Below are 20,362 nucleotides of genomic sequence, written 5' to 3'. Positions count from 1 at the left end.
AAAGGGGGCGCTCTTTTTTTTGGAAATTATGCGCAGCAAATTTCTGTGGATAACCGGGGGCTCCCCCAAAAGTAAGGTCAAGAGTTGCTTGCACTCTTGACGAAACCCGGTGGATACGGGTTAGCGGAATTGGCTTCAGAGCTTCACGTCACTTTTGGGGGACTTTGTTCTGCGCTGCCGTTTTCCGTGGATAACCGGGGTCTCCTTTGAAAATACTCGGAATAAGCTTCAGAGAAAGCTTCGCTTTCGGGGATTTGTTTTGAAAGTTTGAATCGAATCGGCTATCGTTGACGTAAGTATGGTAAGATGCTATCGAAGCAAGTTTTTAACTTACGTAAAAATGAAGGAAGGAGGGGATTACCGGATGGTCATCAAGAAATACGGCCGCCTGTGTCTGAGAGCTTGCTTTCTGGCTTTGTTGACGCTGCTTTTGCTGCTGCCGGGATTTACTGCATTTGCCGACGTCAATCCGCCCGCTCAGCCTGGTGCCTCGGCTCCTGCAGCGGCTCCGGTTGTCATCGTTCCTGTACACCAGAGCGTCGAAAACGGTCTGCACAAATTTTTGTCCCGGGCTTTGAAAGAAGCCGAGGAGATGCGGGCCATCCATGTTATTCTCGATATCAATACACTAGGCGGCAGAGTCGACTCGGCTGAAGCGATCGGGGAAATGGTACGCGGCAGCAAAATTCCGACGATTGCCTACGTTCATGGAAAAGCGGTCTCGGCAGGGAGCTATATCGCTTTGAACGCAGGGAAAATCGCGATGGAGCCCGGCAGCTCGATCGGAGCCGCAGCCGTCGTGGACGTTTCGGGCAACGAGGTGGACAATGCCAAGGTCGTAGCCCATTGGTCGAGCGAAATGCGTGCCGCGGCGGAATTAAGAGGCCGCAATCCGAAAATCGCAGAAGCGATGGTGGATAAAAACGCCGGAGTCGCCATGAATGAAATTGCCCGAACCGTACCTCAAGGCCAGCTCGTCTCTCTGACCGCCGAAGAAGCGGTAAAAGTAGGCTATGCGGAGCTTGTTGCGGGCAATGTGGATGAAGTTATCCGGTATATCGGCGGAGAGGGTCATCCTGTACTGCATATCGAGCCGACGCCGGCGGAAACTTTTTCACGGTTTATTACACAACCGCTGGTTTCCATGATTTTGTTGTTTCTCGGAATTGCGGGCATTGCGATCGAGCTGTTCGTGCCGGGCTTCGGCGTGCCGGGAATTATCGGTCTGCTTGGCTTCGGGCTTTACTTTTTCGGCAATTATATTAACGGCTTTGCGGGGGTGGAGGACATTGCGCTCTTTGTGATCGGCGTCGTACTGCTCATTATTGAAATTTTTGTATCCAGCTTCGGCATCTTGGGCTTTATCGGAATCGCCTGTTTGTTCACCAGCGTCATCATGGCGGCGAATAATACGAAGCAGGCGGCCTTGAATTTATCCGGCGCCTTTGTGCTTGCCGTCATTGTTGTAGCCATCTTCATCAAATACTTCAAGCATCGCGGCGTATGGAACCGTTTTATACTCCGGGAAAAGCTGACGACGGAGCAGGGGTTTACATCGACATCGATCCGATCCGATCTGCTTGGCAGGTCGGGTCAAGCGCTCACGCCGCTGCGCCCGGCAGGCACGATTATCGTGGACGATGAGCGGATCGATGCCGTTACCGGCGGTGAGTTCATTCCGGCCCGCCAACGGGTGGTCATCATCCGGGTGGAGGGCGCGAGGATTGTCGTACGCGCCGCCGATGAGAACGGGCCTGAATAAAATCGCAAACCATTTGTAAAATAAGTGGAACATGGTGCCCGTTTGCAGCTGACGAGCGGGCACCCCTAATTTATGTAACCGGGAGGGTATTTGAATGGATTCGATCGTGTATATTTTTTTGTTGGCAGCCGTGATCATTATTGCGCTGTCCGTGTTTCTCAGCTTTGTTCCGATTATGCTATGGATTTCGGCGCTTGCTTCAGGGGTGCGCATCGGCATCATTACTTTGGTTGCCATGCGGTTGCGCCGCGTTATTCCGAGCCGGATCGTCAACCCGATGATCAAGGCGACCAAGGCAGGGATCGATATTTCGATCAACCAGCTGGAAAGCCATTTTCTTGCCGGCGGTAACGTTGACCGTGTCGTGAATGCGCTGATCGCCGCTCACCGGGCGAATATTCTTCTTCCGTTCGAGCGCGCGGCAGCGATCGATTTGGCCGGGCGGGACGTACTGCAGGCCGTGCAAATGAGCGTTAACCCGCGCGTTATCGAGACGCCTACGGTTTCGGCGGTCGCGAAAAACGGGATTGAAGTGAAGGTCATCGCACGCGTCACCGTACGCGCGAATATCGAGCGTTTGGTCGGGGGCGCTGGGGAAGAAACGATCATCGCCCGGGTCGGCGAAGGAATAGTAACGACAGTGGGTTCGTCGGATTCCCATAAGGACGTGCTTGAAAATCCAGATTTGATATCCCGTACGGTACTGGGAAAAGGACTGGATGCGGGAACGGCTTTCGAAATTTTATCCATTGATATCGCCGATGTCGATGTAGGTAAAAATATCGGGGCTAATCTGCAAACCGAGCAGGCGGAAGCGGATAAACGGATCGCCCAGGCGAAGGCGGAGGAACGCCGCGCGATGGCCGTAGCGCAGGAGCAGGAAATGAAAGCGCGCGTTGTGGAAATGAAAGCGAAGGTAGTCGAATCCGAATCGCAGGTTCCGCTCGCGATGGCCGAGGCGCTGCGCAGCGGCCAACTAGGCGTCATGGATTACATGAATTTGAAAAATATCGATGCGGATACGCAAATGCGCTCCTCTTTGGGCAAAATGAATGAGAACGGCAAGCAGAATGGTCAGGATTAACGGGATTAACACCACGCAAAATGCTTTCCATCCCGATCCAAATAGTTCATTCTGCCGCGAGAGGAGGGTGACGGCATGAAGCTGATCGAGTTTATTTTGAATAACTGGTATTTGGCGGTGGTGGCGTTCTTTTTGCTCAGCGGTCTTATTAAGCGCTCTAAGGGCAGCCAGCCGCCAAAGAAGTCGATGCCGCCGTTTGGGGGCGGCCCCGGCGGATGGGGCGGCGGTACGACGCCGACGATCACGACAGCCAAGCGGCCCGGACAGGAAGAAGGCCGTGCAAGAGGCGAGGATGCCCAGCCGCGACCGCGTCCTGAACCTCGCCATGCGCCAGAATATAAACACGAATCATCGGAGGTCGATGTTTGGCAGCAGTCGGACATCGATATGAGGAAGGGCGAGATCTCGATGCCTAAACATACGGATAACGCATATGCGGCCGCAGAACCGCACGCATCCCGTTCATCTGTGTTTGATGCCGACAAGCTCGCGCAGGGCATCATGTGGGCGGAAATATTAGGGCCTCCCAGGGCCAAGAAGCCATATCGGAAAATAAAATAATCATTTTATTATTTGCAAAGCGCCGGTACCAGCCGCAGGTTGGTCGACCGGCGCTTTTTGCCGTGTTTTCATATTCCTGCATTTTGGCGCATATGGTGTAAATAGCCTATGTTTTTGGATGTATGTGAAATCCGGCAATGCCGATGCAAACACAGTACCGTTTACGAAGCAGTTTTTGCCCGCAAAAACGGAGTATCGCTTACGACGCTAACTTTCCTTGAGAAAGTTAAGCTTATGCTTACGTAGCAGTTTTTGCCCCGCAAAAACTAAGTATCGCTTACGACGCTAACTTTCTTTCAGAAAGTTTTTAGGAGGGAAAAAATGCGCAGTGTGCCACGAAGGTTCAACCAATTCACAACCAAGCTGCTGGACCTCCCCCAAGATGTTGCGATGGACTTGCCGCGGATGACGATGATCGGCAACGTGCAGCTGTATATCGAGAATCACCGCGGCGTGCTGCATTTTTCAAGCGACAGGCTGCTGCTTGCATTTCCGAAAGGAAGGCTGGAGGTGCACGGCAAGGAGCTCGTCATCCGGGCCATTTTAACCGAGGAAGTATTAGTCGAAGGGGTCATTGGAGAGATCAAATTTTATCCGTAAAGAGGGTGCCTGTTTTGAAGACATCGATCCTGTTAGCGCTGCGTGGCTATGTTTTGATTGAAGTGAGAGGCGAGCATCTGGAGCGGCTGATTAACCGGTCCACCGAGAAGCGGCTGTCGATTTGGGACATTCGGTTTCGCGGCGACTCCCATGCCGAGCTGTACATTACGATAAAAGATTTTTTCCGGCTTCGCCCGCTCTTAAAAGAGACAGGCTGCCGGTTTCATGTCCTGCGGCGGCACGGGTTTCCGTTCGTACTGGACAGACTGGAGAAGCGCAAGCTTTTTGTCGCGGGAATGATCGGTTTTGTTATCGGCATCTACCTTCTTTCCTCGATCGTATGGCAGGTCAATGTCGAAGGGAACGAGCATATCGATAAAAACGCCATTTTGCAGGCGGCCAAAGAGGAGGGCGTTTACAAGCTGCAATGGAAGTTCCGATTGAAAAGCGCCTCCGAGCTGTCCAAAAGCTTGCAGGACAAGCTGCCGGAAGCGGCATGGGTCGGAGTCGAGCTGCACGGCACGCATGTGACCATCAAAGTGGTCGAGGCCGTCATCCCCGATAAGCCGCCGCTGCTCAACCCGCGCCATCTGATCGCATCGAAGAGCGCTATGATCACCTCCATTTTTGCCGAAAAAGGGCGCCCCGTCGCCAAACCGAATATGTACGTGAAAAAAGGAGATATTTTGATTTCCGGTATTTTAGGCGAAGGGGCCTACCAGAAAAGCGTAGTCGCATCCGGCCAGGTGAAAGGCTTGGTCTGGTATGCGCCGAAAATCGAAGTGCCGCTCGTGCAGCAGTATAAAGTATACACGGGCGACGTGCGCAAACGGTTTTACCTCGTAATCGGCAGCCGTGCGCTGCAGCTCACCGGATACGGGAATATTCCGTACCAGCAATTCGAGGCGCAGTCGGAGCGTAAGACGCTGCAGTGGAGAGACTTTGTGCTGCCTGTAGGCTGGCTCCGCGAACGGGTGATGGAGGTGGGAGTCGTCGAGCAGCCTGTCGATCCTCAAGAGGCCAAGGCGCGCGGTTTGGAGCAGGCGAAGGGCGAAATTTTGGCAGCGGCTGGAAAAGATGCGAAGGTCGTGAGCGAAAAAATTTTGCATGAAAAGACGGAGAATGGTAAAGTTTATATGGAAGCACATTTGGAGGTCGAAGAATCGATCGCGCAAGAACTGCCCATAATGCCTGCACCCTAACACCTGCATAATTCGAAGGAGAAGAGGCCTGTTGATCGGAAAAGGTAATTATGTAAAAATCGCTTTGAAAAATACGGCGGAAGGACTCGCACTGTTCGGTCCCCAGGACAAATTTCTCCATTTGATCGAGCAGCACACCCACGCAAAAATTCAATCGCGCGAGGAAGACATCGTCATTCAGGGGGAACCCGGCGAACTGCAGTCGGTGCAGCAGCTGTTTGAAGTATTGCTGGAGCTGGTGCGCAATAATTATATATTAAACGAACGCGACGTATTGTATGCGCTGGAGCTGGCAAAGCAGATGAAAGCGGATCAATTGCTCGATTTATTCAAAGGGGACATAGCCGTTACCTATAAGGGCAAGCCCATCCGGGTCAAGACGATCGGACAAAAGCAGTATGTTTCGACCATAAAAAAGCTGGATATTGTGTTCGGTATCGGTCCCGCCGGTACGGGAAAAACATATATAGCGGTCGTGCTTGCGGTCGCCGCGCTCAAGGAAGGCAAGGTAAAGCGGATCGTGCTGACGCGGCCTGCGGTTGAAGCGGGAGAGAGCCTCGGCTTTTTGCCCGGCGATCTACAGGAAAAGGTTGACCCGTATCTGCGCCCATTGTATGATGCTCTTAACGACGTGCTGGGACCCGAACAGGTGCTCAAGTCGTTGGAGCGCGGCCTCATCGAGATCGCTCCGCTCGCCTACATGCGGGGAAGAACGCTGGACGACTCTTTTATTATTTTGGACGAAGCGCAAAATACAACACCCGAGCAGATGAAAATGTTTTTAACCCGTCTTGGCTTCGGCTCGAAGATGGTTATCACCGGAGACGTGACCCAGATCGACCTGCCGCGCGGCAAAAACTCGGGTCTCGTGGAAGCGCAGCGCATCTTGAAAAATATTGAAGAAATTGGGTTCATTGAGTTTTCCGACGCCGACGTTGTCAGACATTCCTTGGTACAAAAAATCATCGTTGCTTACCATATGGATCAAGAGAAATAGCTTGATGCTCTAATTGTGGAGGAGCAGAGAAAGGGCTGACCTTTCGCATGAAAAACCAGGTATCCATTCAAGGAAAATTTCAATACCGATTGGCAGGATGGAAATACAGCGCCCTTGTGCGCTTTCTTCTGTTTTTATTGCTTACCGCCGTGTTCTATTCGGCGTTAACGAGCAAAATTATTCCGCAAACGTACGATATCCAGAAAGGATCGCTGGCGGAGAAAGATATACTGGCGCCCCGGGCGATCGAAAATGCCGTCGCTACGGAGCAGTCCAAGGAGGATGCCGCACAGCGCGTCCAGCCCGTTTACAAAATCGTGTCGCTGAAAAACGACACGCTCGTGGAAACGATTTTTGAAAAGCTGCAGCAGATCAATGCGGACGCCGAGGTGACGCTTGGCGACAAGGTCAATATTTTTAAAACCGTGATTCCGAACATCGTTCAGGATCATACCGACAAGCTGCTCAAGTCATACTCCGGCAGCGGCCAGTATAACGAGGCGATGCTGGAGGAAATGAGGAAAAAAATCGCCGAGCAGCAGTACCGGATACCCGAGGAAACGTACTATAAAATGCCTCGTCTGCTCAAGGAAGATTTGACGGTCATGGAGCCGGTCGCCAAAGATATCGTCAATCGGCTGATGAACGATCAAATCATCGACGCCCAAGCCGTAAGGGCGAAAGTGGCGGAGCTGGTGAACAGCTCGACGCTGACCAAGAGCTCTTCCCGGGAAATGGTGCAGGAGCTCGTGCGGGCCGCGATTACGCCCAACAAGTTTTTCGATCAGAAGGGAACGGACGAAGCGAAGGGCCATGCGCGCGACAACGTGAAGCCGGTCATTATTAACAAAAACGAAGTACTGGTCAAAAAAGGCGAAACGATCACCGAAGAGCTGTATGCGCGATTAAACGCTCTGGAAATGCTGAAGGACGAATCGAGCAATTTGCCTAAAATCGGGCTTCTGCTGTTTGTATCGATGTTCTCTCTGGCGATTTATATGTTTGTGCGGCAAAGCGCGCTGCCGATCAAATCGAACAATACGCAGCTGTTGATGCTCGTTCTTATACTGCTTATTACCATTTTCGGCATGAAAATATTTGCGTTGGCGCAAAATCTGGATTATCCGCATATCGGCTTTTTGGCTCCCTCCGCGATGGGGGCAATGCTGATCACGATTCTTTTGGATACCAGCATATCGTTTATCGCAGCCGTCGTATTCGCGGTCATGTCGAGCGTTATTTTCAATACGGATCATTTGCAGCCGTTCGATTTCCGGTACGGGCTGTTAACGCTTGCCGCTTCGTTCGCCGCCATTTTTTCGATACAGCGCGCGAGTCAGCGTTCCTCGATTTTGAAAGCGGGGATGATCATTGCGCTGCTCGGCATGGTGCTGGTCGGCTCGCTGCTGCTGCTGGATGATCACGAAACGAAGCGCAGCATCCTGTTCGCCCTGGCGTTTACGGTGGGCGGCGGCCTGTTGACCGCGGTCATTGTGATCGGGCTGCTGCCCTTTTTCGAAGCCGCATTCGGCATTTTGTCGCCGCTCAAGCTGGTGGAGCTGTCGAACCCGAATCATCCGCTGCTGCGCAAGCTGCTGACGGAGACACCGGGGACGTATCATCACAGCATCATGGTCGGCAATTTGTCGGAGGCCGCCGCCGAGGCGATCGGCGCCAACGGCTTGCTGTGCCGCGTAGGCGCGTACTACCATGATATCGGCAAGACGAAGCGGCCGATTTATTTTATCGAGAACCAATCGAACATCGAAAATCCGCATGACAAGATGGATCCGAACTTAAGCAAGTCCATTATTGTGGCGCACGCTCGCGACGGTGTCGAGATGCAGAAGGAGCATCATATTCCGAAGCAGATCCGCGATATCGCGGAGCAGCACCACGGTACGACGCTGCTCCAGTTCTTTTATCATAAGGCGAAGAAAATGGCCGAGGCCGAAGGGCAGACGAAGCCGGTGGAGGAAGCCGATTTCCGCTATCCCGGCCCCAAGGCGCAGTCCAAGGAGGCCGCTATCGTCGGAATCGCCGACTGTGTGGAAGCGGCTGTCCGTTCCCTGCGCAACCCGACGCTGGAGCAGATCGATTCGATGGTGCGCAAAATTGTGAAGAACCGGCTCGATGACGGACAGTTTAACGAATGCGATCTGACGATTAAAGAGCTGGATCAAATCGCAAAAACGTTGAACGAAACATTGCTCGGGATTTTTCATTCAAGGATCGAATATCCTAACGATTTGCCGGGGCAGGCGGGAAACAACGAAGCGGGCAAAAAGGAGTTAAAGGCATGAGCTTACGTTTGGAATGGAATAATGAACAGCATGAATACGAAATGTCGCCGGCGTTTATCGCCAAGCTGGAGCAGCTGCTCCAGCTTGCCGGAGAAATGGAGCATGTGAACGAGGGCGAGGTGGCGCTAACCTTTGTGGACGATGCGGAAATTCACCGGCTGAACAAGGAGTACCGCGGCATCGACAGGCCGACGGACGTGCTTTCCTTTGCGATGCAGGAAGTCGGAGAAGACGAGTTGGAAATCGTGTACGCTGACCGCGATTTCGTTCAAGACGGCGATTTGCGCGACGGGGAACGGCTTGATGCCTACGGAGAGGATGTCGAAGGGACCGATGCGGAGGAGGGCATGGAAGCGATGTTCGACGAGCCGCTCGGTGACATTATTATTTCCGTGCCGCGCGCCATCGCGCAAAGCGAGGATTACGGACATTCCGTAGAGCGCGAGCTCGGATTTTTGTTCGTTCACGGCTTTCTTCATTTGATCGGTTACGACCATCAGGACGAGGAAGCGGAGAAAGAAATGTTCGCGAAGCAAGAGCTTATTTTGCAGCAGGCAGGTCTTTTCAGGTGAGACCGAAGGTAAAGTGGCACAGAAGCTTCCGGTTCGCTTATGAAGGAGTCAAATACGCCTTATTTACTCAGCGCAACATGAAGTTCCATTTTTTCGCCGCTTTTGTCGTGCTGCTGCTGGCATTATACTTGGGATTGCCGAAGCTGGAAATCTTGTTCATCTTGTTGGCCGTCACCTTGATGATCGTCACGGAGCTGATTAACACGGCCGTTGAAAAGGCTGTAGATCTGGCGATGCCGGAGCAGCATCCGCTCGCCAAAATAGCCAAGGACGTCGCCGCAGCCTCCGTATTGGTGTCTGCGGCTTTTGCCGCTATGGTCGGGATGATCGTATTTTACGAGCCGGTCGACCGGCTGTTCCGGCATGTCCGAGCGGCCGAAGGCCACACGTTTTCCGCGGGAATGGTCTGGGTGCTGCTGAGTCTTGTTATTTTGACGGTTATCGTGGTCGAGACACGGTTTTCAACAAAAGGCAACCGTACGCAGCCTAGCCTATTGGCGGCAGTCGCTTTTGCGATCGCAACGTTTATTACGAGCTATGTGACCGTCACGTTAATTGCGTTATTGGCCTACTTGCTGGCGCTGCTCGTGCTGCTCGTGCTGTATGATAAGCGCAACCGGTCCGCTCCTTCCCTGGTGGCGGGGGCTGTCATCGGCAGCTTTGTTGCCGTGCTGGCCTATTACCTGGTCCATTTATAGCTTTCTGAATTTCAAAGTGCAAGTCGGTTTCATTACATAAAAAGGGGTGACCGGCATGGAGCCGAAGCAGCTTGTCGCATGGGCGAGAGAAGCAAGAGAGAGGGCGTACGTTCCGTATTCGCAGTTTAAAGTGGGCAGCGCGCTGCTGGGGACCGACGGGCAGGTTCATCTGGGCTGCAATGTGGAAAATGCGGCCTACGGACCGACCAACTGCGCGGAACGAACCGCCCTGTTTCGGGCGATTGCCGACGGAGCGGCGCCGCGTTCATTTCAGGCGATCGCCGTCATCGGCGACACGCAGCAGCCGATCGCGCCCTGCGGCGTCTGCCGCCAAGTTCTGATTGAGCTGTGTGCGCCGGATATGCCGGTTTATATGGCCAACTTAAACGGGGACATTACGGTTACGACCGTTGCCGGGCTATTGCCGGGCGCTTTTACAAGCAACGATCTCAATGGAGGAATCGAATCATGACATCACCAGCCAAACAAGCATATAAATCAGGCTTTGTCGCCATTATCGGCCGCCCGAATGTGGGCAAATCGACGCTGATGAATCAAGTGATCGGGCAAAAAATCGCAATTATGTCGGACAAGCCGCAAACGACGCGCAATAAAATCCACGGCGTCTATACGACGAACGATGCGCAAATCGTCTTTCTGGATACGCCGGGCATCCATAAGCCTACGTCCAAGCTTGGCGAGCATATGATGAAAATTGCCGAAGGCTCGCTCAGCGAAGTCGATGCGATCTTGTTTTTGATCGACGTTGTGGAAGGTTTGGGCGGCGGCGACCGATTTATTATCGAAAATTTAAAAAAAGTAAAAACGCCGGTTATTTTGGTGATGAACAAAATCGATCAGGTACAGCCGGAAGCGCTTCTTCCAGTCATTACTACGTACAAGGACTTGTACGACTTTGCCGAAATCGTCCCGATCTCGGCGATTCAGGGCAACAATGTCACAACGCTGCTGGAGCAGGTTACGAAGTTTTTGCCCGAGGGCCCTCAGTATTATCCGGCCGATCAGGTGACCGACCATCCGGAGCAGTTCGTCTGCGCCGAGCTGATTCGGGAAAAGATTTTGCATCTGACCCGGGAGGAAATCCCGCATTCGATCGCCGTCTCGATCGAGGATATGAAGGCGGAGAAAAACGGCGTCGTCCATATTTCGGCCGTCATATATGTCGAACGCGATTCGCAAAAAGGCATCATCATCGGCAAAAAAGGCGCGCTCCTCAAAGAGGTCGGGCAAAAAGCGCGGCATGATATCGAGGCTCTGCTAGGCTCCAAAACGTTTCTCGAGCTATGGGTAAAAGTGAAAAAAGATTGGCGCAATCACGAGCGGGTGCTGCGGGATCTCGGCTTCCGCGACGAATAGTCCGTCCACCCCGTACCAGTTATTGTATCGCATACTTCCGCGTCTTTCGTACCATCCTAATCGTATCAACAGGCACCGTCTAGCTTCGAAGTTTTTTGCTTCGCAAGCTGTTAGGAGAGGGGAATGATACATCATGAGAGATTTTTCGTGGAAGTATTTTTCAATAACCGGTGATGTGGATGCTTATTTGCTTTATAAGGAAATAGCCGCACCAGCCGAGGAAGACGATCCGGAAGAGGAAGCGGAAGAGGATGATGTGATACAATAGCCTTATGATATATAGTCGGATTCTTAATTAAGGCTTGGGGGAAACGGGCGATGCAGTACCGTGTGCAAGGGATTGTCATCCGCAGCATGGACTATGGGGAAGGCAACAAAATCATTACATTGTTTACCCGCGAAATGGGTAAAGCGGCTGTCATCGTGCGCGGCGCCAAAAAAGTAAAGAGCCGTTTTTCCTCGGTTGCCCAGTTGTTTACCTGCGGCGACTATTTGTTTTTTAAATCGGGGCAGCTCGGAACGTTGAATCATGCGGAAATCGTGGAATCTCATCATCATATACGCGAGGATCTGCATATGGCGGCTTATGCTTCCTATATGGCTGAGCTGACCGACCGGATGCTGGGCGATCAGGAAGCTAGCGCATTTTTATACGAGCAGCTTGCTGCCGCCCTTCACGGGCTGGAGACCGGCAAGGATATGCAGATTATCAGTCATATATATGAAATGAAAATATGGATGCTGGCCGGCTACCAGCCGGAGCTGGAGGAATGCGTCTCCTGCCGCAATGCGGAGGGCGATATGAGCTTCAGCGCCGCGCTGGGCGGCATACTGTGCAGCCGCTGCCGCGCCAAGGATCAGCAAGCGCTCCCATTGTCGGCCGGACTGCTGAAGCTGCTGAGGCTGTTCGCGCAGATGGATATAAGGCGGCTCGGACAGATCGACGTCAAGCCGGAGACGAAGGAAAGCCTTAAGCGGCTAATGCGCGGATACTTTGACACGCATGTCGGTCTGGCGCTCAAATCAAGGCATTTTTTGGATCAGATGGACAAGTACGGCGTATAAAGTTGCGCGATTCGTCAAACTATCTTTGACATTTTTAAACCGCTTTGGTAATATGATATATTAACATAAAAAGACGATTTCTCGTCAAAAGTCTTATCGGGGCTTGGGGGCGGGATATTTTTTTTGGCGTTGCTTTCAAACTCAGAATTGTAGAAGCAGGGAGGGGTCGATCGTGGCAATGGGGAAAAATCCCGTGATCTTTATCGCCTCCGATTCGGCGGGCGAAACCGGGGAGGCGGTTGTGCGCGCAGCGGCGGTGCAGTTTTATCCGCAGCACGTGGATGTGCGGATCGTGCCGTTTCTGGAAGATCGCGCAGGCATCGACCGGCTGGTTCGAACCGCAAAGGAGCAGGACGGGATTATCGTATTTACGCTCGTCATTCCCGAGCTGAGAGATTATTTGGTCGAGCAGTCGATACGCCATCAGCTGCTGTACATTGACCTGCTCGGACCGATTCTCGGCTCGCTCGAAAAGAAGCTGGAGCAGGAATCGCGTCATCAGCCCGGCATGATTCATCCGCTGGACGAGGATTACTTTAAAAAGGTCGAGGCCGTCGAGTTCGCCGTCAAATATGACGACGGGCGTGATTTTACCGGCGTGCTGCAGGCCGACATCGTGCTGGTCGGCGTCTCGAGAACGTCGAAAACGCCGCTATCGATGTATTTGGCGCATAAAAAGTTCAAGGTCGCCAATGTGCCGCTTGTGCCGGAAATTCAGCCGCCGGAGCAGTTGTTCACCGTCTCCAATAAAAAAATCGTCGGGCTGCGCATTACGCCGGAGAAGCTCAATATTATACGTTCGGAACGGCTTAAAGCGTTGGGCTTGCCGAAGACGGCGATGTACGCTACGGTGGAGCGGATCAACAAGGAGCTGGAGTATGCCGATCAGATTATGAACCGGATCGGCTGCACGGTAATCGATGTTTCCAATAAAGCCGTCGAGGAGACCGCGAGCTTGATCATCGACTTGTACCGCGGCGGGTAGCTTCTTTTTCATCATGGAAAGGCTTCGATAGAGGTTTTCTTTCAGGACGCAAGCAGGATTTTTTGCTTCTTCATCGTATATAATATTACGGTAGTATTTATAAGGATTCCGGTGGAATGAGATGGCTTACAAAATTATTGTGGACGCCGACGCTTGTCCGGTTAAACCCGAAATCGTCAAGGCCGCGGCGCAGTTTCAAACCGAAGTGGTCATGGTCGCCTCTTTCGACCATCGTCTGGCGCCGATGGATGGCGTTCAGATCGTGCAGGTGGACCGCTCGGATCAATCGGCAGATTTGTATATAGCGAATCGAATTGCTCCAGGCGACGTATTAATAACACAGGACTTCGGATTAGCGGCGATCGCGCTGGGTAAAAAGGCAATTGCGCTGTCCAACCGGGGCCAGACTTACAGCGACCGGACGATCGATTTCCTGCTCGACCGGCGGCATGAGCAAGCCAAGCAGCGGCGCGGCGGCAAGCATTCGAAGGGCCCCAAGCCGTTTACGGAGGAGGATCGACAGTTTTTTCTACAAACTTTGACAAAAGTTTTGCGCCGCTTGCAGGATAATTCAACGCTGTAGCGAATACTATTACGTGTTAATTTGATCGAAGGTGGATAGGATGAGTAATGGACGTATTCCAGAGGAAGTCATCGAGGCTGTTCTCAAGCATCATGATATTGTCGATGTAGTAGGCCGTTACGTCCATCTAAGCAAGCAGGGTCACTACATGAAGGGACTTTGTCCCTTTCATTCGGAGAAAACGCCCTCCTTCACCGTTACACCGGAAAAGCAGATTTATCATTGCTTTGGATGCGGCGCCGGAGGCGGCGCGATTCAATTCGTGATGGCGATGGAAGGGTATTCTTTTGCGGAAGCCGTAAGCCGGCTAGCCAAGGAAGCGAATCTGGATATCGGGATCGATCCGACGCCGGGCGGACACTCGCGGCAAAACCCGGAAATCGCGAAGCTGCTTGAGGCTTACGAGTTGGCCGGCAAGCTGTATCAGTATATTTTGAAAAATACGGAGCAGGGCAAGCAGGCCATGCACTATTTGCGCTCCCGCGGCTTGAACGACAGGCTGATCGATACGTTCGGCATCGGTTACGCGCCCGCACCGTGGGACACGCTAACCCAGCTGCTGGAAAGACGGCAGTTCCCTTTGCCGTTGATGGAGAAAGGCGGACTTCTATCGGTCAGACAGGACGGACAAGGCTATTTCGACAAATTCAGGGACCGCATCATGTTCCCGATTCACGACTGGAAGGGACAGCTGATCGCGTTCGGAGGCCGGGCCATGGGAGATGCGCAGCCGAAATATTTGAACAGCCCGGAAACGATGCTGTTTCATAAAAGCCGCAGCTTGTACAACATGCATCTTGCGCGGCCGCAAATCCGCAAGCGGCGGCAGCTCGTATTGTTCGAAGGATATATGGATGTTATTAAAGCATGGGAAGCCGGGGTAACGGACGGGGTGGCCACAATGGGCACGGCGTTGACCGAGGAGCATGCCGATGTGATCCGCAAGCAGGCCGATCAAGTGACGGTTGCTTATGACGGAGACGCGGCCGGTCAAAATGCGGCTTATAAAAGCATTCCGATTCTAGAGAAAGCGGGCTGTCTCGTGAAGATCGCCGTACTCCCGAACTTGCAGGATCCGGACGAGTACATTACGGCCAACGGTTCTGAACGATTCGTACGGGAAGTGATTGAAGCTGCCGTACCGTCGATCAAATATAAACTTCTATATTTTCGTAAAAATTTCAAATTGCAGGAGGATGGGGAAAAGCTTCGCTACATTCAACAAGCGCTTCGAGTGATTGCGGAACTTCCTTCGCCGGTTGAGCGAGAACATTATGTGAAGGAATTGGCTGCCGAATTTCGTCTAACGTTTGAAGCGGCTTGGCAGGATCTGAATGAAATCAGGCTTCAATCGGAAAAAAACAACAAATTCGGGGATAATAAAGACAAACCGTGGAATAATGTTATGAATGGTGGGAGACCGCAGGAACGCGCGCCTTCCTTGCTTAAAGCATATCATAACGCGGAGCGTCAGCTGCTGGCCATTATGCTGCACGACCGCGATACGACGCAGTACGTGGAGCGTCAGCTGGGAGACCAATTTAATGTCGACGAGCATTCGGCCCTGGCAGCTTATTTATACGCTTATTATACGCAAGGGTTTGAGCCGAATACGGGCAGCTTTATCGCGATGCTTCAAAACGAAGAGCTGGAGAGTTTGGCCAGTTCCATTGCAATGATGGGTAATTCTCATGGGGTCAATAGTCAAGTGATTGATGATTACATCCGCGAAATAAAGAAATATCCTCAACAGCAGTTGATTGAACGAAAAAGAGAAGAAATGGTTCAGGCGGCAAACTCAGGCAATCTGATGCTGGCTGGGCAAATAGGCAATGAGATTATGTCCCTGGAGAAGCAGTTGAAATCATCTTGAGCAGCCATGGCGAAAGATGATGACCCCGGGGAGGAGGGAGTTGGCGAATGGCGAACGATCAACGTACTGAGATAGAGAATGAGTTGACGTTGGATCAAGTAAAGGAGCAGCTGATTGAGCAAGGCAAGAAGCGTTCCTCATTGACCTACAAAGATATTATGGAGAAACTGGCTCCTTTTGATCAGGATCCTGAGCAGATCGACGAGTTTTTCGAGCAGCTTTCGGAGATGGGGATTGATGTCGGAAACGAATCGGATGAAGATCACGATATGAATCCGATCGATCAGGAGCACGACGATTTTCATTTCGATGACGATTTGTCGCTTCCTCCTGGCATCAAAATCAACGATCCGGTGCGGATGTACCTGAAGGAAATCGGACGGGTTCCGCTGCTGTCCGCCGAGGATGAAGTCGGCTTGGCCAAAAGAATCGAGCTGGGCGACGAAGAGGCGAAGCGCCGTCTGGCCGAAGCCAATTTGCGTCTGGTCGTAAGCATTGCGAAGCGGTATGTAGGGCGCGGCATGCTGTTCCTGGATTTAATCCAAGAAGGCAATATGGGATTGATTAAAGCCGTTGAGAAATTTGACCAATCCAAAGGGTTTAAGTTCAGTACGTATGCGACATGGTGGATTCGTCAAGCCATCACCCGCGCCATTGCCGATCAAGCGAGAACCATCCGGATTCCGGTACATATGGTTGAGACGATCAACAAGCTGATCCGGGTTTCCCGCCAATTACTGCAGGAGCTTGGACGCGAACCGACGCCGGAAGAAATCGCAAAAGAGATGGATTTGAGCACCGACAAAGTGCGGGAAATTATGAAAATTGCGCAGGAGCCGGTTTCTTTGGAAACGCCGATCGGGGAAGAGGACGACTCGCACCTGGGTGATTTTATCGAGGACCAGGAAGCGTTGGCTCCAGCCGATGCCGCGGCTTACGAGCTGTTGAAGGAACAGCTGGAGGATGTGCTGGACACACTTACGGAGCGTGAGGAAAACGTGCTTCGGCTTCGCTTTGGCCTGGACGATGGCCGCACGCGTACGCTCGAGGAAGTCGGCAAAGTTTTTGGCGTGACCCGCGAGCGGATTCGCCAGATTGAAGCCAAGGCGCTGCGCAAGCTGAGACATCCGAGCCGCAGCAAGCGTTTAAAAGATTTTCTCGAATAAAAAGAATGTATGGAATGCGTTGTGACCTTGCTGCAGAACATGCGGTAAGGTCTAATTTTTTGTTTCGCCTCAACCGATAAAAAGTAATAATATATGTACGGGCAGAATCCATCGGATTTGTTCCGTTAAAGAGGTGAACCGTCGAGCGTATGGATGAAAAGCGTAAAACGATCGTCCGCGAAATTGAGCATTGGCGTAGAAGCAAGCTGCTGCCGGAGCAATATTGCGATTTTTTGCTGCGCATTTATATGGAGGATTCGCCGGCAGCTTCAACCTCCGAAAGCCGGATTCTGGGCGTTGCATCCTCTGCAATAAAAAACAGTAATTGGAAAATATGGATTGTCATTATCGCGGTCATCGGCTTTATTTCGTTTGCTGCTCTTCATTTTACAGCTTTTGAATTACCAATGCAAATTGGCATCGCTTCGGCCTTTTTATTCGCCTGTTATGCGATAGGGAGCGTCCTCAACCAAAAGGATCCGGTAAAGGCTCAAATCTTATTCGGGATGGCTTCTTTATTCCTGCTGTTTATCGGAATTTTTCTGTTGAGGCAGCATGGCATTCACGCTGCGGTGCCGGCTGTCGGTTATGTCGTATGCTGCAGTCTGGTGTGGATGCTGACCGGGCTGTTAGCCAGAAGAATACTGTTCCAGCTGAGCGGCTGGGTCGTTCTCGTATTTTGTTACGGTTGGCTGCTGCATAACCGGCTTGCCGACATTAACTGGGTTATGCTAGAGCTGAGCTGGGTACCGCTATCGCTGCTTTTCGGCTGGCTTGGGTGGATGATTCTGGATAAAAGCAAGCGGACCGGAACGGTATTTCTAATGCTTTGCTGCATCGTTTGGTTTATGCCGGAATTGTATGCTATGCTGTATGCCGAAGAGTATGGAGCGCAGACGGTGCAGCTTGCGTTTTTGGGCAAGCTGATTGTGGAAGCGGGCATCTTGTTTAGTTCGCGAAAAAAATGGACAGAGTGGGTTGCTTAAATGATACGATTGTCAAGACGGCTGGATAAAATCGCCAGTTTGGTTCCCCATGGCAGCAGACTGGCGGATATAGGCTCCGATCACGCGCTGCTGCCGTCGTATTTGGCGGAGCGGGGAAGGATCAGCTCGGCGGTCGCCGGCGAGGTGAATCCGGGTCCTTATCAAGCGGCTGCGAAGCAGGTGCGCGACGCGCTGCTGCATTCGCGGATCGATGTACGGCTGGGCGATGGCCTGGCTGTGATCGAGCCCGGTGAAGTCGACGTAATAACGATTGCCGGAATGGGAGGCGCTCTCATAGCCTCCATCCTGGAGGCGGGCCGTGATAAGCTGGCAGGCGTACGTACGCTGATTTTGCAGCCCAATGTGGGCGAGAGCTTCGTCCGGTTATGGCTGGCGGAGCATCGGTGGGTGCTGACGGCCGAACATATTTTGGAGGAAGATGGCAAGATTTACGAAATATTGACGGCAGAACCGGAAAGCTCGGCCCGGACGACGAACGAACAGGTATATAGGGATCGGGCGTTAGGCTGCGGCATAACGGTAAGCCGGGAGCTGCTGCTCAAGCTTGGGCCGTATTTGATACGGCAGGCTGAGCGGGTCTGGTTTGACAAATGGAAGCTGGAGCTGCAAAAGCTGGAGCGAATCCGGAGCCAATTAGAGCTTTCCGGGCTGCCGGAATCGCTGCGCAAGAAGCGGGAGCTTGAGACGGAAATCAACGAAATCAAGGAGGTATTGGCGTGCTTGCAAAAGGACAAACCGTCATCCAACTAATGGAGGAGCTGGCACCGAAGCATTACGCCGTGCCGGACGATAAAATCGGCCTGCAGCTCGGCACGCTGCAAAAGGAAATTAGCGGCGTGCTGGTTGCACTTGACGTAAACGAACCGGTCGTCGACGAAGCGATCCGTCTGGGCGCGAATTTGATCATTGCCCATCATGCGATCATTTACAGACCGCTTGCACATCTGCAAACCGATTCGCCGGCCGGTCGACTGTATGAAAAACTGATCAAGCACGATATTGCCGTTTATATTGCCCATACGAATCTGGATGTGGCAGAGGGCGGCGTTAACGATATGATGGCCGAAGCACTCGGCTTAACCGGCCTGTCGCCTTTGGAAGATATTCATACCGACAAGCTGAAGAAGCTGGTCGTGTTCGTGCCTGTGGACCATGTGGAGCGCGTCCGTCAGGCGCTGTTTCAGGCGGGGGCCGGCTGGATCGGACAATACAGTCACTGCAGCTTCAATATGGAAGGGACGGGGACGTTCGTACCGGAAGCGGGAAGTGAGCCGTTCATCGGCAACGAAGGCAGGCTGGAGCAGGTCAAGGAGATACGGCTTGAAACGATTGTGCCGCAAAGCGCGGAGCGAAGAGCCGTACAGGCGATGCTCAAGGCGCATCCGTACGAGGAGGTCGCCTACGACTTGTATCAGCTCGATCTGAAAGGCCGCTCGTTCGGCCTTGGGCGGGTCGGCAAGCTGGCGCAGCCTGTTACTCTGGACCGCCTTTGCGAGCGGGTTAAATCGGCATACGACGTGCCTGCGCTGAGAGTCGTCGGCGATTCGCAGCGGCAAGTATCGAAAATTGCCGTGCTCGGCGGATCCGGCAGCCGCTATGTCCGACATGCGCTGTTTGCGGGGGCGGATGTCCTGATCACAGGCGATATCGACTATCATACCGCTCAGGATGCCGAAGCGGCAGGGCTTGCGCTCATCGATCCGGGTCATAATGTCGAGAAAATCATGAAGCGGGGCGTCGCCGATTATTTGCTCGGCAAGCTGCAGCACAAAAAATATTCAACCCCTGTTCATGCTTCGCAAATCGATACGGAGCCGTTCCGGTTCGTTTAATGTGCTTAGGCGGATATAAGCTGAACTGGCAGCTATAGCCATAATAACAGCCAATAACGGCCATGGTAATAATGGCAAACAGCTTACAGTTGTTTTTTGTTGCGATTCGCTGTATACTAGCAGATGCACTCAGGAAAGCTTGACAGACAATCGCTGGTGAGAAATCACGAGAGGAAAGTCCGGGCTCCACAGGGCAATGATGCTGGATAACGTCCAGTCAGCGCGAGCTGAAGGCTAGTGCCACAGAAATGGACCGCCGATGGCGCGGGTTTGCCCGCGTACAGGTAAGGGTGGAACCGTGGTGTAAGAGACCACGAGGACCTATGGTGACATACGTCCTGGTAAACCCCATCTGGTGCAAGACCTAATGGAACGCAAGTCTCCTTCAAGGAGTCAGTCCCGGCCCGGGACGCGTTCGGGTTGGTCGCTTGAGCCAAGCAGCAATGCTTGGCCTAGATAGATGATTGTCGCTTCAATGGTGGGAGGGTGGTACCCGTTTCGACCACTGGAAGTACAGAACCCGGCTTATGCGCAAGCTTTCCTTAACCAAAGAAAAACCGCCTGTTGGCGGTTTTTGTGCTGTGTAAAGAAAATTTAAGTTTTTCTACTTTGCTTCATACAATCTTGACAAACGCGCTCGTGCTCGATGGACGGCGAAGCCGTTTATCCTGTATTTGGACAAATAATATTGCAGA

The 20,362-nt window shown here is 52.6% G+C and carries 20 protein-coding genes and 1 other RNA gene; all 21 read left to right on the top strand.

What is annotated here, in order from left to right; translation table 11 throughout:
* Positions 1–364: 364 nt before the first annotated feature.
* The 21 genes from E1757_RS16795 to rnpB all read left to right on the top strand — a co-directional run bounded on the left by E1757_RS16795 (position 365) and on the right by rnpB (position 20,211).
* A complete protein-coding gene (locus E1757_RS16795) occupies positions 365–1,762 on the top strand; it encodes an NfeD family protein (RefSeq protein WP_133230132.1) in 1,398 nt (465 codons plus the stop codon).
* A gap of 94 nt (positions 1,763–1,856) precedes the next feature.
* A complete protein-coding gene (gene floA / locus E1757_RS16790; protein WP_133230130.1) occupies positions 1,857–2,846 on the top strand; it encodes a flotillin-like protein FloA in 990 nt (329 codons plus the stop codon).
* 75 nt (positions 2,847–2,921) lie between these two features.
* Positions 2,922–3,407, top strand: coding sequence for a hypothetical protein (locus E1757_RS16785; RefSeq protein WP_133230128.1), 486 nt, complete (start codon positions 2,922–2,924; stop codon positions 3,405–3,407).
* 321 nt (positions 3,408–3,728) lie between these two features.
* Positions 3,729–4,007 (top strand): sporulation protein YqfC, encoded by a 279-nt coding sequence (gene yqfC / locus E1757_RS16780; protein ID WP_133230126.1) that lies wholly within the window; start codon positions 3,729–3,731, stop codon positions 4,005–4,007.
* A 5-nt stretch (positions 4,008–4,012) separates the two neighbouring features.
* Positions 4,013–5,209: a sporulation protein YqfD gene (gene yqfD / locus E1757_RS16775; protein WP_425464847.1), complete on the top strand. Its 1,197-nt coding sequence runs from the start codon at positions 4,013–4,015 to the stop codon at positions 5,207–5,209.
* A 31-nt stretch (positions 5,210–5,240) separates the two neighbouring features.
* A complete protein-coding gene (locus E1757_RS16770) occupies positions 5,241–6,206 on the top strand; it encodes a PhoH family protein (RefSeq protein ID WP_246079227.1) in 966 nt (321 codons plus the stop codon).
* A 47-nt stretch (positions 6,207–6,253) separates the two neighbouring features.
* Positions 6,254–8,509, top strand: a complete 2,256-nt coding sequence (locus E1757_RS16765) for an HD family phosphohydrolase (protein WP_133230122.1) — start codon at positions 6,254–6,256, stop codon at positions 8,507–8,509.
* Positions 8,506–9,081, top strand: coding sequence for an rRNA maturation RNase YbeY (gene ybeY, locus E1757_RS16760; RefSeq protein WP_133230121.1), 576 nt, complete (start codon positions 8,506–8,508; stop codon positions 9,079–9,081). Before E1757_RS16765 ends, ybeY begins: the two co-directional genes overlap by 4 nt.
* The gene (locus E1757_RS16755) at positions 9,078–9,779 is read left to right on the top strand and encodes a diacylglycerol kinase family protein (RefSeq protein ID WP_133230119.1); all 702 of its coding nucleotides are present in this window, start codon (positions 9,078–9,080) and stop codon (positions 9,777–9,779) included. Before ybeY ends, E1757_RS16755 begins: the two co-directional genes overlap by 4 nt.
* Positions 9,780–9,834: 55 nt before the next feature.
* Positions 9,835–10,251, top strand: coding sequence for a cytidine deaminase (gene cdd / locus E1757_RS16750; RefSeq protein ID WP_133230117.1), 417 nt, complete (start codon positions 9,835–9,837; stop codon positions 10,249–10,251).
* Entirely contained in the window at positions 10,248–11,156 is a 909-nt protein-coding gene (gene era, locus E1757_RS16745) for a GTPase Era (RefSeq protein ID WP_133230115.1), read from the top strand. Before cdd ends, era begins: the two co-directional genes overlap by 4 nt.
* Positions 11,157–11,289: 133 nt before the next feature.
* A complete protein-coding gene (locus E1757_RS16740) occupies positions 11,290–11,424 on the top strand; it encodes a YqzL family protein (RefSeq protein ID WP_133230112.1) in 135 nt (44 codons plus the stop codon).
* A 50-nt stretch (positions 11,425–11,474) separates the two neighbouring features.
* Positions 11,475–12,221 carry a DNA repair protein RecO gene (recO, locus tag E1757_RS16735; RefSeq protein ID WP_133230110.1) on the top strand — a complete coding sequence of 249 codons (747 nt, stop codon included), beginning with the start codon at positions 11,475–11,477 and terminating at the stop codon, positions 12,219–12,221.
* Positions 12,222–12,399: 178 nt separating this feature from the next.
* Positions 12,400–13,206, top strand: a complete 807-nt coding sequence (locus tag E1757_RS16730) for a pyruvate, water dikinase regulatory protein (RefSeq protein WP_181956659.1) — start codon at positions 12,400–12,402, stop codon at positions 13,204–13,206.
* A 121-nt stretch (positions 13,207–13,327) separates the two neighbouring features.
* Complete coding sequence (locus E1757_RS16725) at positions 13,328–13,789, top strand: YaiI/YqxD family protein (protein ID WP_133230108.1); 462 nt, start codon at positions 13,328–13,330, stop codon at positions 13,787–13,789.
* Positions 13,790–13,829: 40 nt separating this feature from the next.
* Positions 13,830–15,662, top strand: coding sequence for a DNA primase (dnaG, locus tag E1757_RS16720; RefSeq protein ID WP_133230106.1), 1,833 nt, complete (start codon positions 13,830–13,832; stop codon positions 15,660–15,662).
* 47 nt (positions 15,663–15,709) lie between these two features.
* The gene (gene rpoD, locus E1757_RS16715; protein ID WP_133230104.1) at positions 15,710–16,828 is read left to right on the top strand and encodes an RNA polymerase sigma factor RpoD; all 1,119 of its coding nucleotides are present in this window, start codon (positions 15,710–15,712) and stop codon (positions 16,826–16,828) included.
* Between the two features lie 149 nt (positions 16,829–16,977).
* Positions 16,978–17,814 carry a hypothetical protein gene (locus E1757_RS16710; protein WP_133230102.1) on the top strand — a complete coding sequence of 279 codons (837 nt, stop codon included), beginning with the start codon at positions 16,978–16,980 and terminating at the stop codon, positions 17,812–17,814.
* Positions 17,815–18,585 (top strand): tRNA (adenine(22)-N(1))-methyltransferase, encoded by a 771-nt coding sequence (locus E1757_RS16705; protein WP_133230100.1) that lies wholly within the window; start codon positions 17,815–17,817, stop codon positions 18,583–18,585.
* Complete coding sequence (locus tag E1757_RS16700; protein WP_133230098.1) at positions 18,552–19,667, top strand: Nif3-like dinuclear metal center hexameric protein; 1,116 nt, start codon at positions 18,552–18,554, stop codon at positions 19,665–19,667. Before E1757_RS16705 ends, E1757_RS16700 begins: the two co-directional genes overlap by 34 nt.
* Positions 19,668–19,801: 134 nt before the next feature.
* Positions 19,802–20,211, top strand: an RNA gene (rnpB, locus tag E1757_RS16695) — RNase P RNA component class A.
* Positions 20,212–20,362 lie beyond the last annotated feature (151 nt).

The organism is Paenibacillus piri, assembly GCF_004354045.1.
GTDB lineage: Bacteria > Bacillota > Bacilli > Paenibacillales > NBRC-103111 > Paenibacillus_S > Paenibacillus_S piri.
Note: the sequence above shows the minus strand (reverse complement) of the source record. Positions and strands in the feature narration are given on the sequence as shown.